15 protein-coding genes and 1 pseudogene are annotated in these 18,575 nt (G+C 42.2%); 12 read left to right on the forward strand and 4 right to left on the reverse strand.

Annotated features, from left to right (window positions below; genetic code table 11):
• Window position 1 precedes the first annotated feature (1 nt).
• Window positions 2-1,378 carry an NfeD family protein gene (locus R7Q39_RS14930; RefSeq protein ID WP_042523608.1) on the reverse strand — a complete coding sequence of 459 codons (1,377 nt, stop codon included), beginning with the start codon at window positions 1,376-1,378 and terminating at the stop codon, window positions 2-4.
• A gap of 498 nt (window positions 1,379-1,876) precedes the next feature.
• Between R7Q39_RS14930 and R7Q39_RS14935 the strand changes: the two genes are divergently transcribed.
• From R7Q39_RS14935 to R7Q39_RS14945, 3 genes are all read left to right on the forward strand, one after another.
• The gene (locus R7Q39_RS14935; protein WP_017820324.1) at window positions 1,877-2,845 is read left to right on the forward strand and encodes a cytochrome-c peroxidase; all 969 of its coding nucleotides are present in this window, start codon (window positions 1,877-1,879) and stop codon (window positions 2,843-2,845) included.
• Window positions 2,838-5,195, forward strand: a complete 2,358-nt coding sequence (locus R7Q39_RS14940) for an ATP-binding protein (protein ID WP_047101373.1) — start codon at window positions 2,838-2,840, stop codon at window positions 5,193-5,195. Before R7Q39_RS14935 ends, R7Q39_RS14940 begins: the two co-directional genes overlap by 8 nt.
• Window positions 5,196-5,294: 99 nt before the next feature.
• On the forward strand, window positions 5,295-5,762 hold the full coding sequence (locus R7Q39_RS14945) for an OsmC family protein (RefSeq protein WP_017820322.1): 468 nt from the start codon (window positions 5,295-5,297) through the stop codon (window positions 5,760-5,762).
• Window positions 5,763-5,838: 76 nt separating this feature from the next.
• On the opposite strand, the gene gdhA is transcribed toward R7Q39_RS14945, so the two are convergent.
• A complete protein-coding gene (gene gdhA, locus R7Q39_RS14950; protein WP_005373174.1) occupies window positions 5,839-7,191 on the reverse strand; it encodes an NADP-specific glutamate dehydrogenase in 1,353 nt (450 codons plus the stop codon).
• Between the two features lie 305 nt (window positions 7,192-7,496).
• On the opposite strand from gdhA, the gene R7Q39_RS14955 reads away from it, so the two are divergent.
• The 6 genes from R7Q39_RS14955 (at window position 7,497) to R7Q39_RS14980 (ending at window position 16,079) form a co-directional block, all read left to right on the forward strand.
• Window positions 7,497-8,507: a DUF2804 domain-containing protein gene (locus R7Q39_RS14955; protein WP_033906458.1), complete on the forward strand. Its 1,011-nt coding sequence runs from the start codon at window positions 7,497-7,499 to the stop codon at window positions 8,505-8,507.
• 7 nt (window positions 8,508-8,514) lie between these two features.
• Window positions 8,515-9,372, forward strand: coding sequence for a sterol desaturase family protein (locus R7Q39_RS14960; RefSeq protein WP_005373167.1), 858 nt, complete (start codon window positions 8,515-8,517; stop codon window positions 9,370-9,372).
• A 121-nt stretch (window positions 9,373-9,493) separates the two neighbouring features.
• Window positions 9,494-10,192, forward strand: coding sequence for a hypothetical protein (locus tag R7Q39_RS14965; protein ID WP_318076412.1), 699 nt, complete (start codon window positions 9,494-9,496; stop codon window positions 10,190-10,192).
• A complete protein-coding gene (locus tag R7Q39_RS14970) occupies window positions 10,185-12,413 on the forward strand; it encodes a hypothetical protein (protein WP_225481789.1) in 2,229 nt (742 codons plus the stop codon). The genes R7Q39_RS14965 and R7Q39_RS14970 overlap by 8 nt, the downstream gene beginning before the upstream one ends.
• Window positions 12,410-15,445: a tyrosine-type recombinase/integrase gene (locus R7Q39_RS14975; RefSeq protein ID WP_225477432.1), complete on the forward strand. Its 3,036-nt coding sequence runs from the start codon at window positions 12,410-12,412 to the stop codon at window positions 15,443-15,445. The genes R7Q39_RS14970 and R7Q39_RS14975 overlap by 4 nt, the downstream gene beginning before the upstream one ends.
• Window positions 15,446-15,863: 418 nt before the next feature.
• Window positions 15,864-16,079: an MbcA/ParS/Xre antitoxin family protein gene (locus R7Q39_RS14980; RefSeq protein WP_318076413.1), complete on the forward strand. Its 216-nt coding sequence runs from the start codon at window positions 15,864-15,866 to the stop codon at window positions 16,077-16,079.
• Between the two features lie 197 nt (window positions 16,080-16,276).
• On the opposite strand, the gene R7Q39_RS14985 is transcribed toward R7Q39_RS14980, so the two are convergent.
• A complete protein-coding gene (locus R7Q39_RS14985; protein ID WP_225477428.1) occupies window positions 16,277-16,690 on the reverse strand; it encodes a type II toxin-antitoxin system HigA family antitoxin in 414 nt (137 codons plus the stop codon).
• A 218-nt stretch (window positions 16,691-16,908) separates the two neighbouring features.
• Here R7Q39_RS14985 and R7Q39_RS14990 point away from each other — a divergent pair, with 218 nt between their 5' ends.
• Both R7Q39_RS14990 and R7Q39_RS14995 read left to right on the forward strand, forming a co-directional pair.
• Window positions 16,909-17,061: a hypothetical protein gene (locus R7Q39_RS14990; RefSeq protein WP_405522539.1), complete on the forward strand. Its 153-nt coding sequence runs from the start codon at window positions 16,909-16,911 to the stop codon at window positions 17,059-17,061.
• A 380-nt stretch (window positions 17,062-17,441) separates the two neighbouring features.
• Window positions 17,442-17,861, forward strand: a complete 420-nt coding sequence (locus tag R7Q39_RS14995; protein ID WP_225477426.1) for a hypothetical protein — start codon at window positions 17,442-17,444, stop codon at window positions 17,859-17,861.
• 210 nt (window positions 17,862-18,071) lie between these two features.
• On the opposite strand, the gene R7Q39_RS15000 is transcribed toward R7Q39_RS14995, so the two are convergent.
• Window positions 18,072-18,278 carry a hypothetical protein gene (locus R7Q39_RS15000; protein WP_318076416.1) on the reverse strand — a complete coding sequence of 69 codons (207 nt, stop codon included), beginning with the start codon at window positions 18,276-18,278 and terminating at the stop codon, window positions 18,072-18,074.
• On the opposite strand from R7Q39_RS15000, the pseudogene R7Q39_RS15005 reads away from it, so the two are divergent.
• Window positions 18,236-18,469, forward strand: a pseudogene (locus R7Q39_RS15005) (IS4 family transposase); the annotation flags it as partial. The gene R7Q39_RS15000 and the pseudogene R7Q39_RS15005 sit on opposite strands and share 43 nt — an antisense overlap.
• Window positions 18,470-18,575: the final 106 nt, after the last annotated feature.

Genomic DNA, 18,575 nt, shown 5'->3' on the forward strand with positions numbered 1-18,575 from the left:
CCTATTTATTTTGGCGGTCATCAGGCATCACAGTTAAGGTCAGCCCTTTAACATTAACAATGGTGACGTGATCACCTTGTTTGAATTGTTGATGGTCTTTGGCTTTAGCTCGCCATAACGCACCGTTGAGTTGAACGCGTCCTTCGCCATCGATAAAGTCATCGCTTACCACAGCGACCTTCCCAGGGTAAGTCTCTAAACCCGTCGTTACACGCCGGCGGCGAATTTTGAGCAGCAGGCCGACGGTCAGCACGATTAGAGCTACGGAAAATATGGCAATACCAAAAATCAAAGGAAGGGCGATCTGGAACCCTGGTAACTCACTGTCCATGAGAAATATCGAACCGAGTACAAAGGCGACAACGCCGCCTAACCCCAAAATACCAAAGCTCGGACTGAATGCTTCCGCTATCATTAGTGCAATACCGAGTAACAGCAGACCAAGACCTGCGTAGTTGACAGGCATCATTTGTAGTGCGTACATGGCAAGAAGCAGACAAATCCCACCTAGCACACCGGGTAAGCCAATTCCTGGGTTGTAAAATTCAAGAAGTAAACCGTAGATGCCGATGAGCATTAGAATGTAGGCAACGTTTGGATTGGTGATAACGGCTAACATTTCTGCTCGCCAATCTGGCGTTCTTTCAACCCATGTTGGATTTTCAAGTGACAATGTCACAGTGCGATTGTTTACTTTAACAGTTTGCCCATCTATGGCTTTGACTAAGTCCTCTGGCGAATTGGCGATGTAATCGATCACGTTTAATTCTAATGCTTCTGTTGCATCCAAGCTCGCCGCCTCGCTTACTGCTTTCTCTGCCCATTCTGCATTTCGTCCATGAAGTTTTGCTAAGCCTTTAATGTAGGCTTTGGCGTCGTTAATTACCTTTTTCTCCATTGCGGTTTTAGCGGGAACTTTTTCTGAGCTTTCGTTGGTTCCTTCTGGCGTTTCTTCCGCGTTTTGATCTTTGCCATCATCCGATGAAGGAGGTTGAGGCGCACCACCTAACGCGACGGGCGTTGCAGCTCCGAGGTTTGTCGCTTCAGCCATGGCGGCTACGTGACTAGCGAGCAAGATGTATGTTCCGGCACTGGCGGCTCTAGAACCAGATGGGCCGACCCAAGTCGCAATGGGAGTCGAGGAGGTGGTAATCGCGTGAATAATATCTCGCATTGCGCTATCTAAGCCGCCTGGTGTGTCCATCTCTAAGATCACTAAACTGACACCGTTTAGTTGAGCTTCTTCTATTTCACGAGATAAATAGTCGCTAGTAGCAGGCCCTATAGCGCCTTTGACAGGAACAATCCAAACGGTATTCGCCAGTGCTTGACTGGCAATCAAGAGTAAAGGTAAGAACCATATCCATAGTCGTTTCATGCAGTCCTCCTTGTGTGGTCACAGGGACTTTTTGAAATCCTAATTCAAGTATATCCAAATAACTTAGAGATGCTTGAGTATAGGTTCTAATGAATAAGTTGCCGAGGCTAATTAGGAGACTACTTTTTTATATATAAACGCTGTGTGAGATAGTAAACTAAAGCAAATTATTGGTAATTGTGATGTTTATGTTTATTGTTCAGCGTTTGATTAAGTTGGCCGTTATCTGTGCCGTTTTCTTTACTATTTTCGATCTGATCTCCTATGGAGAGGTGACTTGGTTTCAACGGTTTTTGGCTTTTCTACACTAAACTCAGATTTCAATACGTTAGCTACTCATAAGGCGATAGGTTTCTTCCTATTCGCCTTATTACTCCCTCTTCAACCAAAGCCTTAAACAAAGCAATACTTAACTCGTTTTTTCAACTTCCTGTCGGTGGAAAAAACGCCAAAATGCAACTAAATTCATATCAATGACAAGTTTAAGGTATGTAGTTGATGAGGCAATTCAGCGCAATCGCACTAGCTGTTGTAACACTCATTTTGAGCCAAACAACAACCGCAAGAAACGCGAAGATGTTAGGTGATATCTCCCTAGTTCAGCCCATACAGGGTGATCCTAATGTGGATATTAAGCTAGCGAGAATTGGCTGGCATCTCTTCCGCGATCCTCAATTATCGTCAAATGGTAATGTCAGCTGTGCGACATGCCACAATCTGCAAACCAATGGCGCTGAAAATACACCTGTCTCTACGGGGGTGAAAGGTGATGGAATTAGAAATTCTATAACAGTGTTTAATGCAGCGTTAAATTATCGTTTTTTATGGGATGGTACGGAAAACACCTTGATGGCTCAGATTGATGGTCCAATCCATAATCCAATGGAAATGGACTCAAACTGGCAAACAATAGAGCAATATGTAAAAGAGAGTGAACATTATCAAGCTCTATTTAATCGTGACGGTGAATTGCCGATTAACGTTCATAATATCAAGTCCGCTATTGTGGAGTTTGTTGAAGGGCTGCAGACGCCTGGCGCACCATTCGATGCTTACTTATTGGGTTACACGCATGTACTGAGTGAACAGCAAATCAGAGGTTGGAAAACATTTCAGACTTCAGGTTGTGTGCAGTGTCATCAGGGCAAAAATATCGGCGGAGCGATGATCCAAAGGTTCGCCTATTTCAAGGATAAGCCAGTAGTAGAGGACTCGGGCAGGCAACTCGTTACGATAGAAGATGAAGAGCGATTCTATTTTAGAGTAGCCAGTTTACGCAATGTCGCGCTAACGAGTCCTTATTTTCATAATGGGCAAGTCGATAAGTTATCCGACGCGATACAAATCATGGCTAAAACCCAGCTCGGTATAACGATGAACGATGAGAATGTCGCGGACATTGAAGCATTCTTGCAGTCGTTGACAGCACCTAGACCCATAATTTTAGAGGTGTTGGAAAATGAATAAATTCAAACTGATCAACTTTTGCTTTTTTATTGGGATACTGACGTGCTGCACACTGGCGTATATGTCGTATATGAATTCAAAAAACGCTCAAGAATTTCATGCAGGGCTAATGAATATCGGACATGAGTTGATTGAAGAGCGTGATGTTATCGTGAACCGATATGCCGTTGAAGATAGGAAAAACTATGAGTTAACAACATCTTTAGTAGAGATAGAAATCGCAGCACAGGCACTGTTGGAATCATCAAAGGCATCAGTTTGGTTTCCCGTGACACCCAATCGTATAAAAGTTAGGGATACGCTTGAACAGTTTAAGGAGCGAGTGCTTCAAACAACGTTGAAGCTTGATATGTTAATTGGTGTTCAGGTAGAAAATCGGTATGCATTACTCATGTTGTTCAATTTATATCAGCAAGAGGTTTCTACCGAGAGCGGTCAATCATTGGGTGGCAGTCGTTATTTTGAATTTCTCAACCAGTTGCTTCTAACACAAACTGAAGTTGAGAGTGAAAAAGAAGCGAACTTCCTTAAACGGCTTCAAACGAGTGATAAAAGAATTGAATTGCTGACGAATGAACTGCTTGATCACACTTATATTGAGTTTGTCGAAAGCTCAGAGCATCGGTTACTCAATATTGCTCAAAGTGAGGCGCGTTTTACGTGGTTGTTTGTATTTATCGCGGTGATGTTTCTAGTTAGCGCGTTTGTTTATCAGTCACATCACCGAATGCATAACTTAAAACAGTTGAATCTTGAAATTGAAGAGGCGAGAAACAAAGCCGAGCGAGCGGCAAAAGCGAAATCAAATTTTCTTGCTGCAATGAGTCACGAACTAAGAACGCCGATGAATGGCGTACTAGGGCTTTCTCAAATGATTGCAGAAGAGACCAAAGAGCCGACGACGAAAGAGCACATTAGGGTTATTCTTGACTCTGGCCAGCATCTGATGACTATCCTCAACGATATTTTGGATTTTTCTAAAGTTGAAGAAAACAAACTGGAATTTGAGCAAGCTAAGTTTAAGCTCGATCAAGTGCTTTCTCCGGTGTGTAGCGCAATAAAACCACTTGTTGATGAAAAAAATATCGAGCTAATCTTGGAAAACGAGGTTTCTGAATATACTGAATTTACTGGGGATTGTGCGCGTTTACGACAGATCTTATTTAATCTCGCCGGTAACGCGGTGAAGTTTACCAATGAAGGGCATGTGCTGGTTAGAACCGAGTTAGATGAATCGAATCAGTTGTTGGTCATGTGCGTGAGCGACACCGGTATTGGTATTGCGCCAGACAAGCACGAGCATATTTTTAACTCGTTTGAGCAAGCAGACTCATCAACGACTCGAAGGTTCGGCGGAACAGGGCTTGGGTTAGCCATCGTCAAAAAACTAACCGATTTGATGGGTGGCCATATTACTCTGAAGAGTATAGAAGGCGTTGGAAGTCAATTTATCGTTGAGTTGCCGATTCCTTGGGTAGAATCTGCTCCGAAAAAGCAGCAAGAAGCACCGAAACCTCGCGCAAAATCACACCATTTAAAGATACTACTTGCTGATGATAACCGTGTGAATGCCATTGTGGCAAAAGGGTTTTGCGAAAAGCTTGGGCATGAAGTGGATGTTGCAGAAAATGGATTAATCGCGGTTAAAAAGGCGAAAGAGAACGAGTACGACCTGATCTTGATGGACAACCACATGCCCGAGATGAATGGTGTTGAGGCGACACGCGTTATCCGACAAGAGTTAGGTATCAAGACATTACTCTTTGCGTACACGGCAGACGTATTTCGTGAAGCTCACGATAGCTTTATTGAAGCAGGAGCAGACCATGTGCTTACAAAACCGCTACAGCATGAGAGCTTTTCAGACGCTCTCAAACAGTTTGCAGCCAGACTCGAACCGAAACGGAATCCGCCACTAACGAATGACAGCAATGTGCTTCAGTTGCAACGTAAGCCAATTGAGAACTTAAGGTTAACAGAGGAAGAACTCTCCCACTCAGGCATGTTTGCTTCTTTACGAGATGAGCCAGAAGCGCTCGACGAGCTGCTAAAAAGCATTATTGTCGATTTTGAGACATCTGTTGATGAGCTTATTGAATACTTTATGGCTGAAGACTTTGCTTCATTAGAGCTGACGTTGCACAAAACGAAAGGGATGGCACTGAACCTAAGTTTACCTATTTTGGCGAGCCAAACGGAGGCCCTGGAAACTCAACTTAAAGCCAACCAAAGTCCCGAGATTGAGCAGTTGCAGATGCTGATCAATCGGTTACAGGTCAACATCCATCAGTCTCATAGACTTTTGGATGATATCCAGAAGAACAATGCCGATCCTCAACAGATTTTATAGTCCCTGTGAGTGCGATGCTTTCCTTAACTCATTTTGTTGTGGTTTACTGTGGCAAGGACGGATAGTGTTGATTCGTCGTCGGAAAATCAGGGAGTTAGAATGAGTAAGCATTCCGCTTTAATCAAATGGCATCGTAAAGCTGGCGAAGAGTTTAGTGATAATAAGTATAGTAGGGCACACATTTGGCAATTTGATGGAGGGTTGCAAGTCCCAGCATCTCCATCTCCCCACGTAGTACCATTACCACTATCCGTAGAAGAAAATGTTGATCCAGAAGAAGCGTTTGTCGCGGCACTTTCTAGTTGTCATATGCTCGTTTTCCTGTCTATTGCAGCAAAGCGACGTTATGTTGTGGACAGTTACTTCGATGAAGCGGTAGGGGAGCTTGAAAAAGGCGAAAACGGAAAAGAGTGGGTATCAAAGGTAACGTTAAACCCTAAGATAACATTTTCAGGTGAAAAACAACCGACACCATCTCAATTAGAAAAACTGCACCACATGGCCCATGAGAATTGCTTTATCGCCAACTCCGTTAAAACAGAAGTGACAACGCTTATTGCGAATTAAGTGGAGCTCTTTATCAAAAAGCGCGGCCTATTGCGGAGTTATATTAAGCCAGCAGTCATCCTGCTGGCTCGTTCATCTAGACGACACCTTGCTCAATCATTGCATCAGCGACTTTTCTAAAGCCTGCAATGTTGGCGCCTAAAACTAAATTTCCAGGTTGGCCAAACTCTTTACTGGTTTCGTTTGCATTGATGAAAATATTTTTCATGATGGTTTGCAACTGACTATCCACTTGTTCAAACGTCCAGTTTTGCATGCTGGCGTTTTGCGCCATTTCAAGTTGACTGGTTGCAACGCCGCCTGCATTGGCTGCTTTTGCAGGCCCATAAGCTATGTCCGAGTCCACGATAATATTGGCAGCATCACGGGTGGTTGGCATGTTCGCCCCTTCACTAATCAAAATACATCCGTTTTCGATAAGAGCCAGTGCGTCGTCTGACGTTAATTCATTTTGAGTCGCACAAGGGAAGGCAGCATCAGCCTGATATCGCCAAACAGCATGTCCTTCATTAGGATAGTCGCCCTCTGGTGTGTATTCTGCTTCAGGGTAAGTTTCTAAATATTCTTCTAAGCTTGCTCTTTTCACTTCTTTCAGTTGTTTTAGGAGCTTAAGATCAATACCGTGCTCATGATAGATCGTACCTCGAGAGTCGCTGCATGTAACTGGCGTTGCTCCCATATGGTACAGTTTTTCAATGGCGTAGATAGCCACGTTGCCAGCACCAGAAACGAGACAAGTTTTCCCTTTCAATGAATCGTTGCGGTCGTTGAGCATGCACTCTGCAAAATAGACGGCGCCATATCCTGTCGCTTCTTTTCTGGCGAGTGAGCCACCCCAAAGCAGACTCTTGCCTGTAAGCACACCTTCGTAGCGGCCCGTCAATCGTTTGTATTGACCAAACATATAGCCAATTTCGCGCGCCCCGACACCGATATCGCCTGCGGGCACATCGGTGGTAGGACCGATGTGACGGTACAACTCGTTCATAAATGATTGGCAAAATCGCATGATCTCGCCGTCGGATTTTCCTTTAGGATCGAAGTTTGAACCGCCTTTGCCGCCACCGATAGGAAGGCCAGTCAGTGCGTTTTTAAAAATTTGCTCAAAGCCGAGAAATTTTATGATGCTCGCATTGACTGAGTGATGGAATCTCAATCCTCCTTTGTACGGCCCCAAAGCAGAGTTGAATTCAACTCGATAACCTTTGTTTACTTGTACATTTCCAGCATCATCAACCCAAGGAACTCGAAACATGATTTGACGTTCTGGCTCGACGATCCTCTGGATAATCGCTTGTTCCTTATATTTATTATTGCCTTCTATTACCGGCGCGAGAGAAGTTAATACTTCTTCTACCGCTTGGTAAAATTCTTTTTGCGCAGGGCTACTGTGTTGCAACGCAACAATAGTATCGTGTATGTATGACATAGATTTCTTCCTTGATGTGAATAAGCAATCAGTCTATATGAATGTATTTCCATTAAATAGTGATTTTGACCAAGATTCAATGGTTGTAGTGGTCTTTCCTGCGGATGAGAATGTGCAGCTTCTAACCCAGGCTGTGTTGGTTGAGATAGGTAGGGCTAGCTAAGTAAGCGGGTGGTTGAGTGATCAGTTTCACATATAACAAGCAGAAATCACTTTAGTCGATGTTGTTGTGCAGTTACGCAAATTGTTTATGTTAACGTCATGTTAAAGTTTGTGTGTGTGATAACTTGTGAAAAGACAACTATATGGATGAGCTTAAGGTTCTGAACTCGTTTATTCAGCAGAATGGCCTACCAGCGTTTGGCCACCTTGATGGAATTCCAACATCGTTACAGCTAGATAAATTTACCTACCTCGATGAGATGGATAAGCCGGTATCTAAGTGGCGCCGTTACCGCGATTATAAGCAGTTTCAGTTCGTCAATTTGGTCACACCTAATTACGTCATTGGAGTAGCGATTGCTGATATACGGTATTTAGCATCCGGCTTTTGCTACCTGTTTGATATTAAAAAGAATAAGTTGATTGAGCAACAATGGTTGAAACCTTTTAATATAGGTTATCAAACTCAGCCTTCCAGTTGGTGCAGTCTTGCCCATCTTGCTAACAAAAGAGTTCAGTTTTCTATTAAGGATGGTATTTGGCACGTCCACTTTGTGACAGAGTCAGTCAATGCGGATCTCTATTTACGTCCAGAAAATATGAGTTTGCCATTAATGTTGTGTACGCCAACAGGATATGCGGGTTGGACATATACTCAGAAGCACAATGCGTTAGCAGTAGACGGTAACTTGTTCATATTAGGAAAAGAGCAAGATCTTTCAGAGGTGGCTGCTGGTTACGATTTTTCCGCTGGGTACATGCGGCGAGAAACAAGTTGGCGCTGGGCGAGTATCAATTGCTTTGAGGATGACAGGCGTCTGGGGTTGAACTTGGCAGCTGGCGTTAATGAAACTGGCTATTGCGAAAATGTATTGTGGATTAATGGTCAGCGTCACTTTTTGCAACCTGTGCAGTTTCAGTTTTCACGAAGTGATGAAGGGCAAAAGTGGCATATTACGTCTGAAGATAAACGAGTTAACTTACAGTTCACGCCTTTGAATCGACGCTCAGAGAAGAAAAATTTTTGGCTTCTCAAAAGTAACTTTCGTCAGTACATCGGTTATTTCTCTGGCTATATTATCGATGGAAATGGCATCAAACATCAGTTAGAAGAAGTTATGGGTCTTACTGAAGATCACTATGCAAAATGGTAGAAACACAATGGATTGGACGCAGTTGATGGACCGCCCAGAATTACTTCTGATGATTCTGGCTCCAGTTTTCTTTTTCTGCATGCTTGCCGAATATTGGTTCGGACAAAGAAGAGGACGCTTGCCTGAAAGCGCGACGTATTACTTCCCTGAAGTAGCGTGTAATTTTGTTCTTGCGGGCTTACACCAAGCGACAGACATACTCACGGGTTTACTGATTGCTCAGTTGTATTTGTGGTGGTTTGATTGGCGTTTGTTTGATATCGAAATGAGCGTCTCAGCTTTTCTTTTACTTGTTGTCCTGCAAGATTTTTTCTATTACTGGTTTCATCGGGCTAGCCATCGTATTCGTTGGATGTGGGCCGCGCACGTTGTTCATCACAGTTCGGAAAGAATGAACTTCAGTACCGCCTTTCGTCAAAGTTTAATGTATCCGCTAGCGGGGATGTGGATTTTTTGGTTGCCCTTGGTGATTATTGGTTTTGAGCCAAAATGGGTTGTCTTCGTTGTGTTGTTTAATCTGGGCTTACAGTTTTTTGTTCACACCCAATCAATTCGTTCGCTCGGGCCACTAGAGTGGGTATTTAACACGCCGTCTCACCATCGCGTTCATCATGGTGTGAACCGTCAGTACATCGACAAAAATTATGCGGGTGTATTAATTATTTGGGATCGAATGTTCGGAACGTTTGAACCAGAGGTGGAAACGGTTCGGTATGGGGTTTCTAAACCTGTAAACAGCTTTAATCCCATCCGCGTGACGTTTGCAGAATGGAAAGACATGTTTTATGACGTAACTCGACCAAACTTATCATGGAAACAACGCTGCCGCCGTTTGTTCGCTCCGCCATCGGATTTTTATGAGTAAATTGAGATAAAGAGATTGGAGCGGGCAGCGGGAATCGAACCCGCATCATCAGCTTGGAAGGATGTAACACTAGTGAAAAATATATCGTGGTTTAACAATAAAAGCCTTATTAAATAATGTCTTGAGTCGGATTTTTCAATTTACATTTACACCATTTAATGCCATATTAAAGTTAACTATGGTACCAATTCATAGTTGTGAACAAGACACTTTTGGTACCTTTATTTTAGATATTAGGTATGAAGTGGCAACGTTATTAGCAAAATCTAAGAAGAAAAACTTATCCACTCGAGTTCACCCAGAGGCTCTCGATGCCTTCAATTTTTTTCATTCAATGGTGTTTAAGTTCGATAAAGTTCAGGTAGGTTTGGAAGCAATTAATGCGATTCAATGTGATCAAATTTACCGCGCTGTTTTATCAAAACCAGACCAACTTGAACTGATTTCTGGCTTCGAATTTTTCAGTTTTTCGTTGCAACATTTTAATCTTGATGATGCCGTGATCTTGATTGAAAGTGATCTTCAATCCAGGCAGATTTCGGATTTAGCTTGGAGAAGTGTGCTACGAGTTTTACTCTCATCTGTAGAAAATCAGTCGCTCGAAATCATGCGACAACATATCAATATTCACACGCCATCTCATTTGTTAAGTGATTACTTTGGGACTGATCACCTTACTCAAAAACAATTCGCTGAGTTAACCAATATGAGCGTGTCTGGATTAAAAAAACAATCGAAGTACAACCCCAAACCGCCGCAAAAATTTCAAGCTAAACCTGCGTTATTTGAACAAATGAAGGAGCGTTTTGGGAATGAATAACAACGGCGAAAAAAGTGAACAAAATCGTCGCAGTTTAATCGACGAATTATTTTATGGGTCACCTGAAAATCAGAGTACCATTGCGACCGAAGTGCTAAGGTTGATTGATATATTACCACACTCTTTCCGAGAAGAATTTATTGAAATCCAGTGGTTAATTTCCCAAGCCAAACACTTTCGAAAAGTGCATAGCACAGTATCACTCTCAACCATTCATCAAACTCTGCATAATCGCAAGCTAATCAGCAAACTTGATATCGCAGCATTTATTTCGTCAACCCTCACGCTTCTCTCGTATGATCAAAACAAGTTTGATTTCTATAAAGCTCTAACATTGATTGTCGTTATGAAGTTAAGCATAGCTGTACCTGGCGACCACCGTGATAAAATAAAGAGGTTATGCAATGAGATCAGACAGTATGCGACCGGAAATCGTCAACGACTGGTTCCTCTTTTACCAGCACCGGAACAGCATGATTTTCAATCATTGATTGAGTATTTTGATCAGCAAATCGAATCAGATACCAACATTGATAAACAGCAAGTTAGGCGACTTGGCTATTATCGTAATCCCTTTCGAGATAGTTACAATAACAGAGTAGGGATTAACCGTAAGATCGGTGCGCGTGAATTCAAACAAGGCCGTAATCTGACAATCTCAAAAGCGCAACCATTTGATGAGAGTGAAAACGAGCATCACGCAACCGTGATTGAACTGTCTTCAAAAATAAATGGCTCCGGTTGGCAAAGTGAGGATCAAGGGCAGCCAGAGCGTTCTTTATCACTAATTTCATCGAAAAACTTTGTGCAGCGGGATAAGTATCAAAATGCGATGCGAGCCCGAGCGATTAATAGCCGGATTGTAAAAAATAAGATGTCGCTGACGTGTAGTATTAACCAAGTAAGTGAATATGATATTCGCTGTGTCATGAGTGAGTGTATCTCTATTTTACGTGACAATAGTGATTACAAGCAGGTGGCGGCAGCAACGGTCATGTTGCTGATGATTTATACTGGCAACACTTTGGATGAGATAAACCAATGGAAAAGTGCTCGTTCTGATGGTTCTCGCCATATCATTGGTATTAAGCGCCGCTTCAATTTGCCTTCCGCTAAGAAGCTGGACAAACAATTAAGGTTTCTAGCCAAGGACTTTGAAGTCAGTTATGTGCTCCCACTGCCATTTAACCTCGTCTCTTCACTCAATAATTTCAATTTTTATGCCTCTACTGGTTTGGACGTCAAAACGGTATTATCGAATATAAAGAAAAAGTATCACTTATCGGTTACTTCATCATCGTTAGCGAACTTTATGAAGCAAACCATGATTGCGCAAAAAACTGATGTTTGTATTGCGGAGCTCATCAGTGCGCACGATCCGCAAAATGAACCCGCCCGGTATTATACCGCCATTAACACTAACGAATTTTTGAAGTGTTACTATCAGTATTGTGATTACCTGTCAGAGCTCAGCCAGTCAAACTATTTAGTTGATTTGGAGAAGTTCACGTCACAAGGTGTGCTTGGTTCCCCGTTTTTTCTGCAAACTGAATATCTGCAGTGGTTGTTCGAAAAACTAACCGATTTTTTCAGCTCAATGGACAATGATAAAGAAGACTGCTTTAGTGCCACTTACCACAATATGCGCGTTTTAGAGCTTCAGATCATTTTAGGTCTTGCCAGTGGATACCGCCCCGTGAACGATTGGTTCGGATCATTGAACGATATTCATATATCTACAGGTGAATATCGAATAGCGGACAAAGAGCGTGGAAAAAGTTCTGGTGGTCGAGTGGTTATTCTGCCGCCCATTGCGCTTACAAAGTTAAAGCAATATCTCCAGTTTTGTGAAGAAGCCGAGCTGTATCACAGTCGTTTTAAACCTAAACTCGCTCAGGCTTATATGGAAGCCCGTGGTGGTGAGCGAGCGTTTTGTTTTTATATTGGCAGAAATGGGGTAGAAGAAACCACCCCGTCGTCTTATGCGGAGCACATCGACAGTATTCTTCCGCTTCCTCCCAACTGGACACGACACTACCTACGATCATATCTGTATTCAATCGGTGTTCATGATGAACTGATCGCCGCATGGCTGGGGCATCAATACGCAGAAATACTGCCTTTTAGCCAGTTCAGCCAACTCAATCGGCACCAGCTCACAACCATCTCCAACGACTTGCAATCGCACCTTTGTATGCTGTTAGGCGAGGAGGAAGTATGACATTCCTGACCGGTGAATTACGGAGAGAAAAAAGTCGCCTTGAGCATATCGAAAAGGTAAAGCAAAAAGCGGACAAGCTATTTGACGAGGCGTTTCCTTCTCCAGAAAGCATAATCAGTGAAGAGGTGTTTATTCAAGGTTGGGAGCAGTTTGAACAGTCACTATTAAACGTGTTCGGCCCGCAGAAAGACTTCCGACAAGGATTTAAATATGGTGAGTATCGTGTTAATGCCAACAAAAAAAAGCATGGCTGGCCATACTCTCCACCATCAACGATTATCACCAATCGTCCACCAACCCAAACACGTGATAAAAAATGGTTAGTATCTTCCTGGGCTATATATGACCAATATGCGACATGGAGGGATACGCACCTTAATGTCGATCTACAGGATGCTTCACTTCGCTACCAAAGCTTGATGCTCTCGTTGATCTTTGAGTCAGGTCAAATGAGTATTGATGTGGTCAATGCTTTTCATCATGCAATTATCAGCCAGCAGCCTCTGTCTCTGCAAAGGGTCAGTTGTTACACCTACCTAACTCTGCTTCTGGACAATGAGAACCTTAATACCAACGCAGAAATTGATGGTGAACGTGTCACTCAATATCACTGCTACCTGTCACTACATACACTGGCCCAACTCAACCTTTGGCAAACGACGGATCTTTCGGAATGGTCTGCGCCAGAAACAGCGCGAGGAATATACGCAATACTCACTAGCCATTTCAGTCAGGTAGATAAGTTACCATCAAATTTGGCAACATTTTGTCGAGCGGCGGCGAGTTGGTATGAACGTCATTACAATGTCACAATCAGCCAAGCACTTATTGAGTTCCGAATGGGGCGAACGCGATCTTATTCACTTCCACTGTCCAACTTAAAGCAAGTACTGTCGCCTACTCTCAATATGCCTCAGTCATCTTCATTCTATGATTTTAATGATCCTATTTCCTTACCGAAAGGCAGGGAAACATCAACAAAAATAACAAACGCTCCCCGTATTAAAGATTCGGAATTCTATGAATTGGTGTCGATACCGTTTAAGACAACGCAAGGACAGAAAATCAGCGCGCAAAAACTTGCTGAAGACTTGTCTGTACTGGTTGACTCCTATTCTATGTCTGATTGGCAAGCCTGCTTTGTCAATTGGCTTAGGTTCAAGCTTGAGACTTGCACGTCCTCAACCGTCAATAGTTACCGGACAACGCTTATCAAAGATTGGGTGTTTATGAATACTGAATTCACCATAGACAATACGTTGAACGAGGGAGCTTTAGAAGAAATCTATGAAGAACAAATTAATCGGCATAAGAGTCCAAAGTCACGCAAGAACTTTGCGGCTCGGTTAAAAGATTTTCATCGTTACACCTTTTCATTCCTAAACCTTCCAAGACTCAGTGACGATTTCTTTCACTGCGACAGTACTCAAAAGCACACACGTGCAGGTTTTATTGATGAACACGTTTTTGGTGCGCTGATCAAGCATATTCAAACACTTGACGATATCAATGTGCTCGATCGATTAGCGTTGCAGTGTATCTGCATTATGTCCTATCGGTGTGGGTTAAGAATTGCTGAGTTATACAAATTGCAAATGGGCAATATTAGCCATTGTGATCAGATTTGGGTAGAAGTGCGTCCGAACCAATTCGCCAATAACAAAACCGCGAGCAGTTTGCGTAGAGTGCCTGTGCTTCCTCTTTTACTGGAGCAAGAGAAAGAAATTTTTAATCAATACTTACGACAAAAAAGAACCTTATCAAAATCTCAGTCTTCCCCACTTTTCACTCTTGGAGAGGATCCCAATGCCCCCTTTAATCTTAAAGCGGTGTCGAATTACGTGGGAAGCTTTCTGAAGATCGCATCGGGGCAGGAGCATTGGGTGTTCCACCACTTGAGACACTCATGTTTAAGCCGCTTACAACTGATGTTAGAGCTTGAAAATGCATATGAAATTTTGCCCTATGCATACCCATATGATCAAAAGCAAAGTGCCGATATCCAACAGTTGCTATTTAAAGGAACCTCATTAAAGGGATATTGGGAAATTGCAGCCTTTGCTGGCCACGAAGATCCGGAGATGACGTTCAGCCATTATTTTCATTTCAGTGATTTACTCGCTTCACCCCATAAAGCCGATTATCTACGATCACTATCGCTGCACGAAGCAACCCAGTGCGGTTTGCTATCTCACGACCGCTACTGGAAAATGCGCAAGCGTAACAATGAACAAGTGTTGTTGGCTCACGCGGCAGCCCCGCTATACAAAAAGCTCAATGTTCAGCTGGTATCAGCGTCACCTGACCAAAATGAGCAATGCTATCCAAGTCTCTTGGATCACAAAGCGGAGAGTTTTTCAATTGAGTTGTGCTATCAAGTACTTGATGCTATTGCCAGTGGTCAATCGGTTGATAGATTGGCGCTTGAATATCGTATCTCATCAAGCATTGTTGAGCAGTGGGTTGATAACGCGGAATACCTAAAATCCCTATCAGCCAACCCCACGGGGAATAACGTGGGGCAAAGCCGTCTGTTCTCTACTATTCGGCAACATAGTCTGGTACCTGGGAGATTGAAAACCAACAAAGAAAAAGAGTATGTGCGTAAATTCAATGCTAAGCTGCGTAATCACTACAAGCATCATCAACAACAGTTCACCGAACAGATGCAATACTTCTTAACTCATTGTACCGCCAGTCAATCGGGTGTGACCTTTAATCAACCTGAACTACTTTCGAGTTTTATTGATGCGTTTTCCTTTGCGATCCCCAAAGCGCATTGGCGGGTGGTGACTCTGTACATGCGATCTAGTCGATTACAGAAAGAATGGAAAGCAGCCTACGCAGGAATAAAGACCATCGTGGGAGAAGCGGGGACAACAACGGGGCGAACAGGCCATGGTTCGGTCAGGCTTGAGCTTATTAGTCCTGATGAAGAAACAATGACCGCTAACAACGAGCTGAGTAAATATTCATCACATCTACTTGTATATATTTTATTTTTTACTTTTGTCATGGTTAGAAAAGCATAAAGTTTAATTTTTGCCGCAAATATTAATAAAACGATGGAGCAACAATGTGAATCCACTGCTACGTATTTCGGAGCAATCAGCCACCGATTCCGGGAATCCCTGGACACCCATTCCGGCTATTTTTCAAGAAAGTTGTCGAATTGGTAACGTTACTGTGGGAGAGTAATAAAGTCTCATACTAAAATGGCTGAGATCTCATCGGTAAACTGCCTTTTCAAAAGCGTTTATACCCGTGCGACCTGAAGTCGTATGAAGCGTTGTTCTGTGAAGCTTCTTCCTCAGCAGCCCCATCGCTGACTTCAGAGTAAACCAGATGTATAGTTGAGCAACGTGTTGTGCTATAAATATCTAGTACCACTTTTAGCGAGAAGTGGATTGTGAGTAAAAACAGTTTCCAATAGAATTGTTGGTTGATGATATGCAAGCTGATGAGATAGAAAAAGTTCTTACGAAATTTTTCTATCTAAAATCTGAACTCAGAGATGTTTTTTGCTCAGAAGAGTTGGGGATTAAGTGGTTAGCATCACACATTCCTGCTTTAGGAGGCTTAACCCCAGTAGAAGTTGTTCAAAAAGGCGATTTGAAATTAGTTTTAATGACACTGAATAAAATTAAAGATGGGGATTATTCATAGAATTCTTAGTGGTCAAATACCTCCGGTCACCACTTTGCCTAAGAGCCCCTATGGTAATCCTCTATTTTCTAATTTAGCAAAGTGTGTAACAAGCTATTGGGACAAACTTGTACAAGGGTCTCTTGCATAAATGTACTGAAAACACTTTTTTCTCGAAATGTGTTTAGCTACAGTAAAACTGCTCTAGAACAAGAACATTAGATAAACATGTACTTGGGGATGTCAAAACGCCTAGACAATGCTTGTATATGACTAACTGTCAATTTTCTTTCACCTTTTAAAATTAGCGACACTAAGGATTTACCGCCAATCTCCGGCAAATCGCTCAGTTTTAAACCATATTGATCAATTATTACTGACAACATAGCTCTGCCTTTATCTAGCGAGTCTATGTGGTCATTAAATTTTTGAAATAACGCCGACTTATCTTCGTAGCGTTCAATAACAGGAAACAATAAATCAATCAGCGTTTTGTTGGCATCGTAATCCGTTACCAGTTCATCCATTAACTCTATCAATTCATGATATTGTTGTTCAGATCTAATCCCAGCCAACCACGGCATTTTCGAGTTAATCTCAATAGATAATTCTTTAAGCGACTTAATATCCACAATCCATTCACCCTTTAGATGAGCACATACAGAATATAGTATATGTATGCGTACCAGTTTACAATTTGTAAACATAACCAAAGGGCAATCTTCCTCCTAATAAGTCGCGCAACAGTAATCACAAGTCAGTGGCATCTCTTCTGACTCATTAATTGGATGGTACGCCCCTCCTATCCACTAAACTCGATAGTATTGAGGAAAGGGAAAAGGTGACCATCATGCTTAACACACATATTATCGGTATCGACTTAGCAAAACATGTTTTTCATCTTGTCGGCCACGATTTATCAGGTCGAGAGACTTTTCGCAAAAAATTAACCAGACAGAAAACACTGCAATTACTCTCTGTTCATAAACCAGTCATTTTTTAACTTAGTAATGTGAAGGAAAAACGTACATGAATATTGAAGAGCGCAAATGAGTTAGAAGTAGCTTTGAAATGGTGAGAATGATGGCTTACCGAGCCACACTGAGTGTTTCCTACTGCAAGTGTTAGAGCGTAATTATGTGTCACTGAACAAGAAATCTTAACACAGGAAGCTGACATAGTGTCTCAGATGATTGTTCAAGAAATGGATACAGAGCAACGTGGCCTATCTTTAGAAAGCACGAAAACCCTATATTTAGAATGAGTTATTGAATATTCAAATATTGACCCCATCTTTAAATTGAATTTATGAGAATTACTGCAAGTAATGACATTTTATCAAAAATCAAAAATCAAAAATCAAAAATCAAAAAGGGAAAATGAGTGTTAGACATTTTTAAAGAGAAAATTACGTGGGTACTAATTGGAGCAATTACCATTCCTACTGGGGGATTCTTTGGAGCTAAGCTATACCAAAGCTATCTGAAAAAAACGGGTACATCAGCAATTCAAGGTGTAGCCGACCGCGAAGCACAAAATGTTTTTGCTGCTTGTATGTCAGCGGTGGACTTAGAAAGTTATAGCGACATGAAAGACTGTGACCGTTACTACCTTGAATATTTGCCTGAGAAAACATCGCCTGACTACAGGGAAAAAACGATAGAGTTTGAAAAGCTTCAGGTGGATCAGGAACTGGTAAAAGCCTATTACGATAAAATCGTCTTATTAAGAGCGGAGTTCGAACTCGAGCCCTACGAGCCATTAGATGAGCTGTCAAATGGAAAGATCACTGTTGGTCAGTAATTGAGCTCATCGCTTGCACTGACTATGGGCTGTACTTTCGCATAGACAATCCAAATTCCAAAATAAGTAATCTGATGTATATTAAACTGATGATATTCAGAAGTTTGAGTTGGAATTTGATACTAGATACGAAGATCGGGCTGTCAGTTCGCGAGGATTTTTGTTGGAGAAATTCCCCATCGAGTCAGCTACTTCGTTAGAACTGGATGATTATGTGATAGGAACGGGCACATCGTCATTTTGTGCAGTGTTGAAGTAAAGACTAAACCATGAGTCAGTATTCAGGGTTCGACTGCGCTGAAGTTTGGGATCTATTTTGGGAGAACAGAATCCGACTCGGACAAAAAGTTCCGACATACGACGAAATTTGGCGAGTCGGTCGAAGCTTGGCATGCCAATGCTTGCCATAAGTCTCATTGTATAAAGCCGAGAAGAATGTTGATGTCTGGTTGCTACCGATACTGGAGGCTTATCTGCATCAATCTTGGTTGGAAATAGATGAGAAGCTGGTTTGGGCGCTGAGGTATATACCAAGGAACGCTCGAAAATCACCACAGAGAAAATCGAAGAAAGACAGGACCTTAGATGGCATCTATGAAAAAACTTGATGCTTAAGGTCCAGCCTATAAATATGCACTTATACCCGTGATCATTGAAGATGCTTGATTTTCAATGAAATCAGGATCATGCTACGCACCATGAAAATAATACTGA

The organism is Vibrio sp. 947 (assembly GCF_033339115.1).
Taxonomy (GTDB): Bacteria; Pseudomonadota; Gammaproteobacteria; order Enterobacterales; family Vibrionaceae; genus Vibrio; species Vibrio alginolyticus.

Bases quoted from the DNA above. Each gene is read 5' to 3' on its own strand.
- R7Q39_RS14930 (WP_042523608.1), bottom strand. From the start codon at position 1,378: ATGAAACGACTATGGATATGGTTCTTACCTTTACTCTTGATTGCCAGT.
- gdhA (WP_005373174.1), bottom strand. From the start codon at position 7,191: ATGTCATACATACACGATACTATTGTTGCGTTGCAACACAGTAGCCCT.
- R7Q39_RS14955 (WP_033906458.1), top strand. From the start codon at position 7,497: ATGGATGAGCTTAAGGTTCTGAACTCGTTTATTCAGCAGAATGGCCTA.
- R7Q39_RS14990 (WP_405522539.1), top strand. From the start codon at position 16,909: ATGCTTAACACACATATTATCGGTATCGACTTAGCAAAACATGTTTTT.
- R7Q39_RS14970 (WP_225481789.1), top strand. From the start codon at position 10,185: ATGAATAACAACGGCGAAAAAAGTGAACAAAATCGTCGCAGTTTAATC.
- R7Q39_RS14935 (WP_017820324.1), top strand. From the start codon at position 1,877: ATGAGGCAATTCAGCGCAATCGCACTAGCTGTTGTAACACTCATTTTG.
- R7Q39_RS14960 (WP_005373167.1), top strand. From the start codon at position 8,515: ATGGATTGGACGCAGTTGATGGACCGCCCAGAATTACTTCTGATGATT.
- R7Q39_RS15000 (WP_318076416.1), bottom strand. From the start codon at position 18,278: ATGAGACTTATGGCAAGCATTGGCATGCCAAGCTTCGACCGACTCGCC.
- R7Q39_RS14940 (WP_047101373.1), top strand. From the start codon at position 2,838: ATGAATAAATTCAAACTGATCAACTTTTGCTTTTTTATTGGGATACTG.
- R7Q39_RS14945 (WP_017820322.1), top strand. From the start codon at position 5,295: ATGAGTAAGCATTCCGCTTTAATCAAATGGCATCGTAAAGCTGGCGAA.
- R7Q39_RS14975 (WP_225477432.1), top strand. From the start codon at position 12,410: ATGACATTCCTGACCGGTGAATTACGGAGAGAAAAAAGTCGCCTTGAG.
- R7Q39_RS14980 (WP_318076413.1), top strand. From the start codon at position 15,864: ATGCAAGCTGATGAGATAGAAAAAGTTCTTACGAAATTTTTCTATCTA.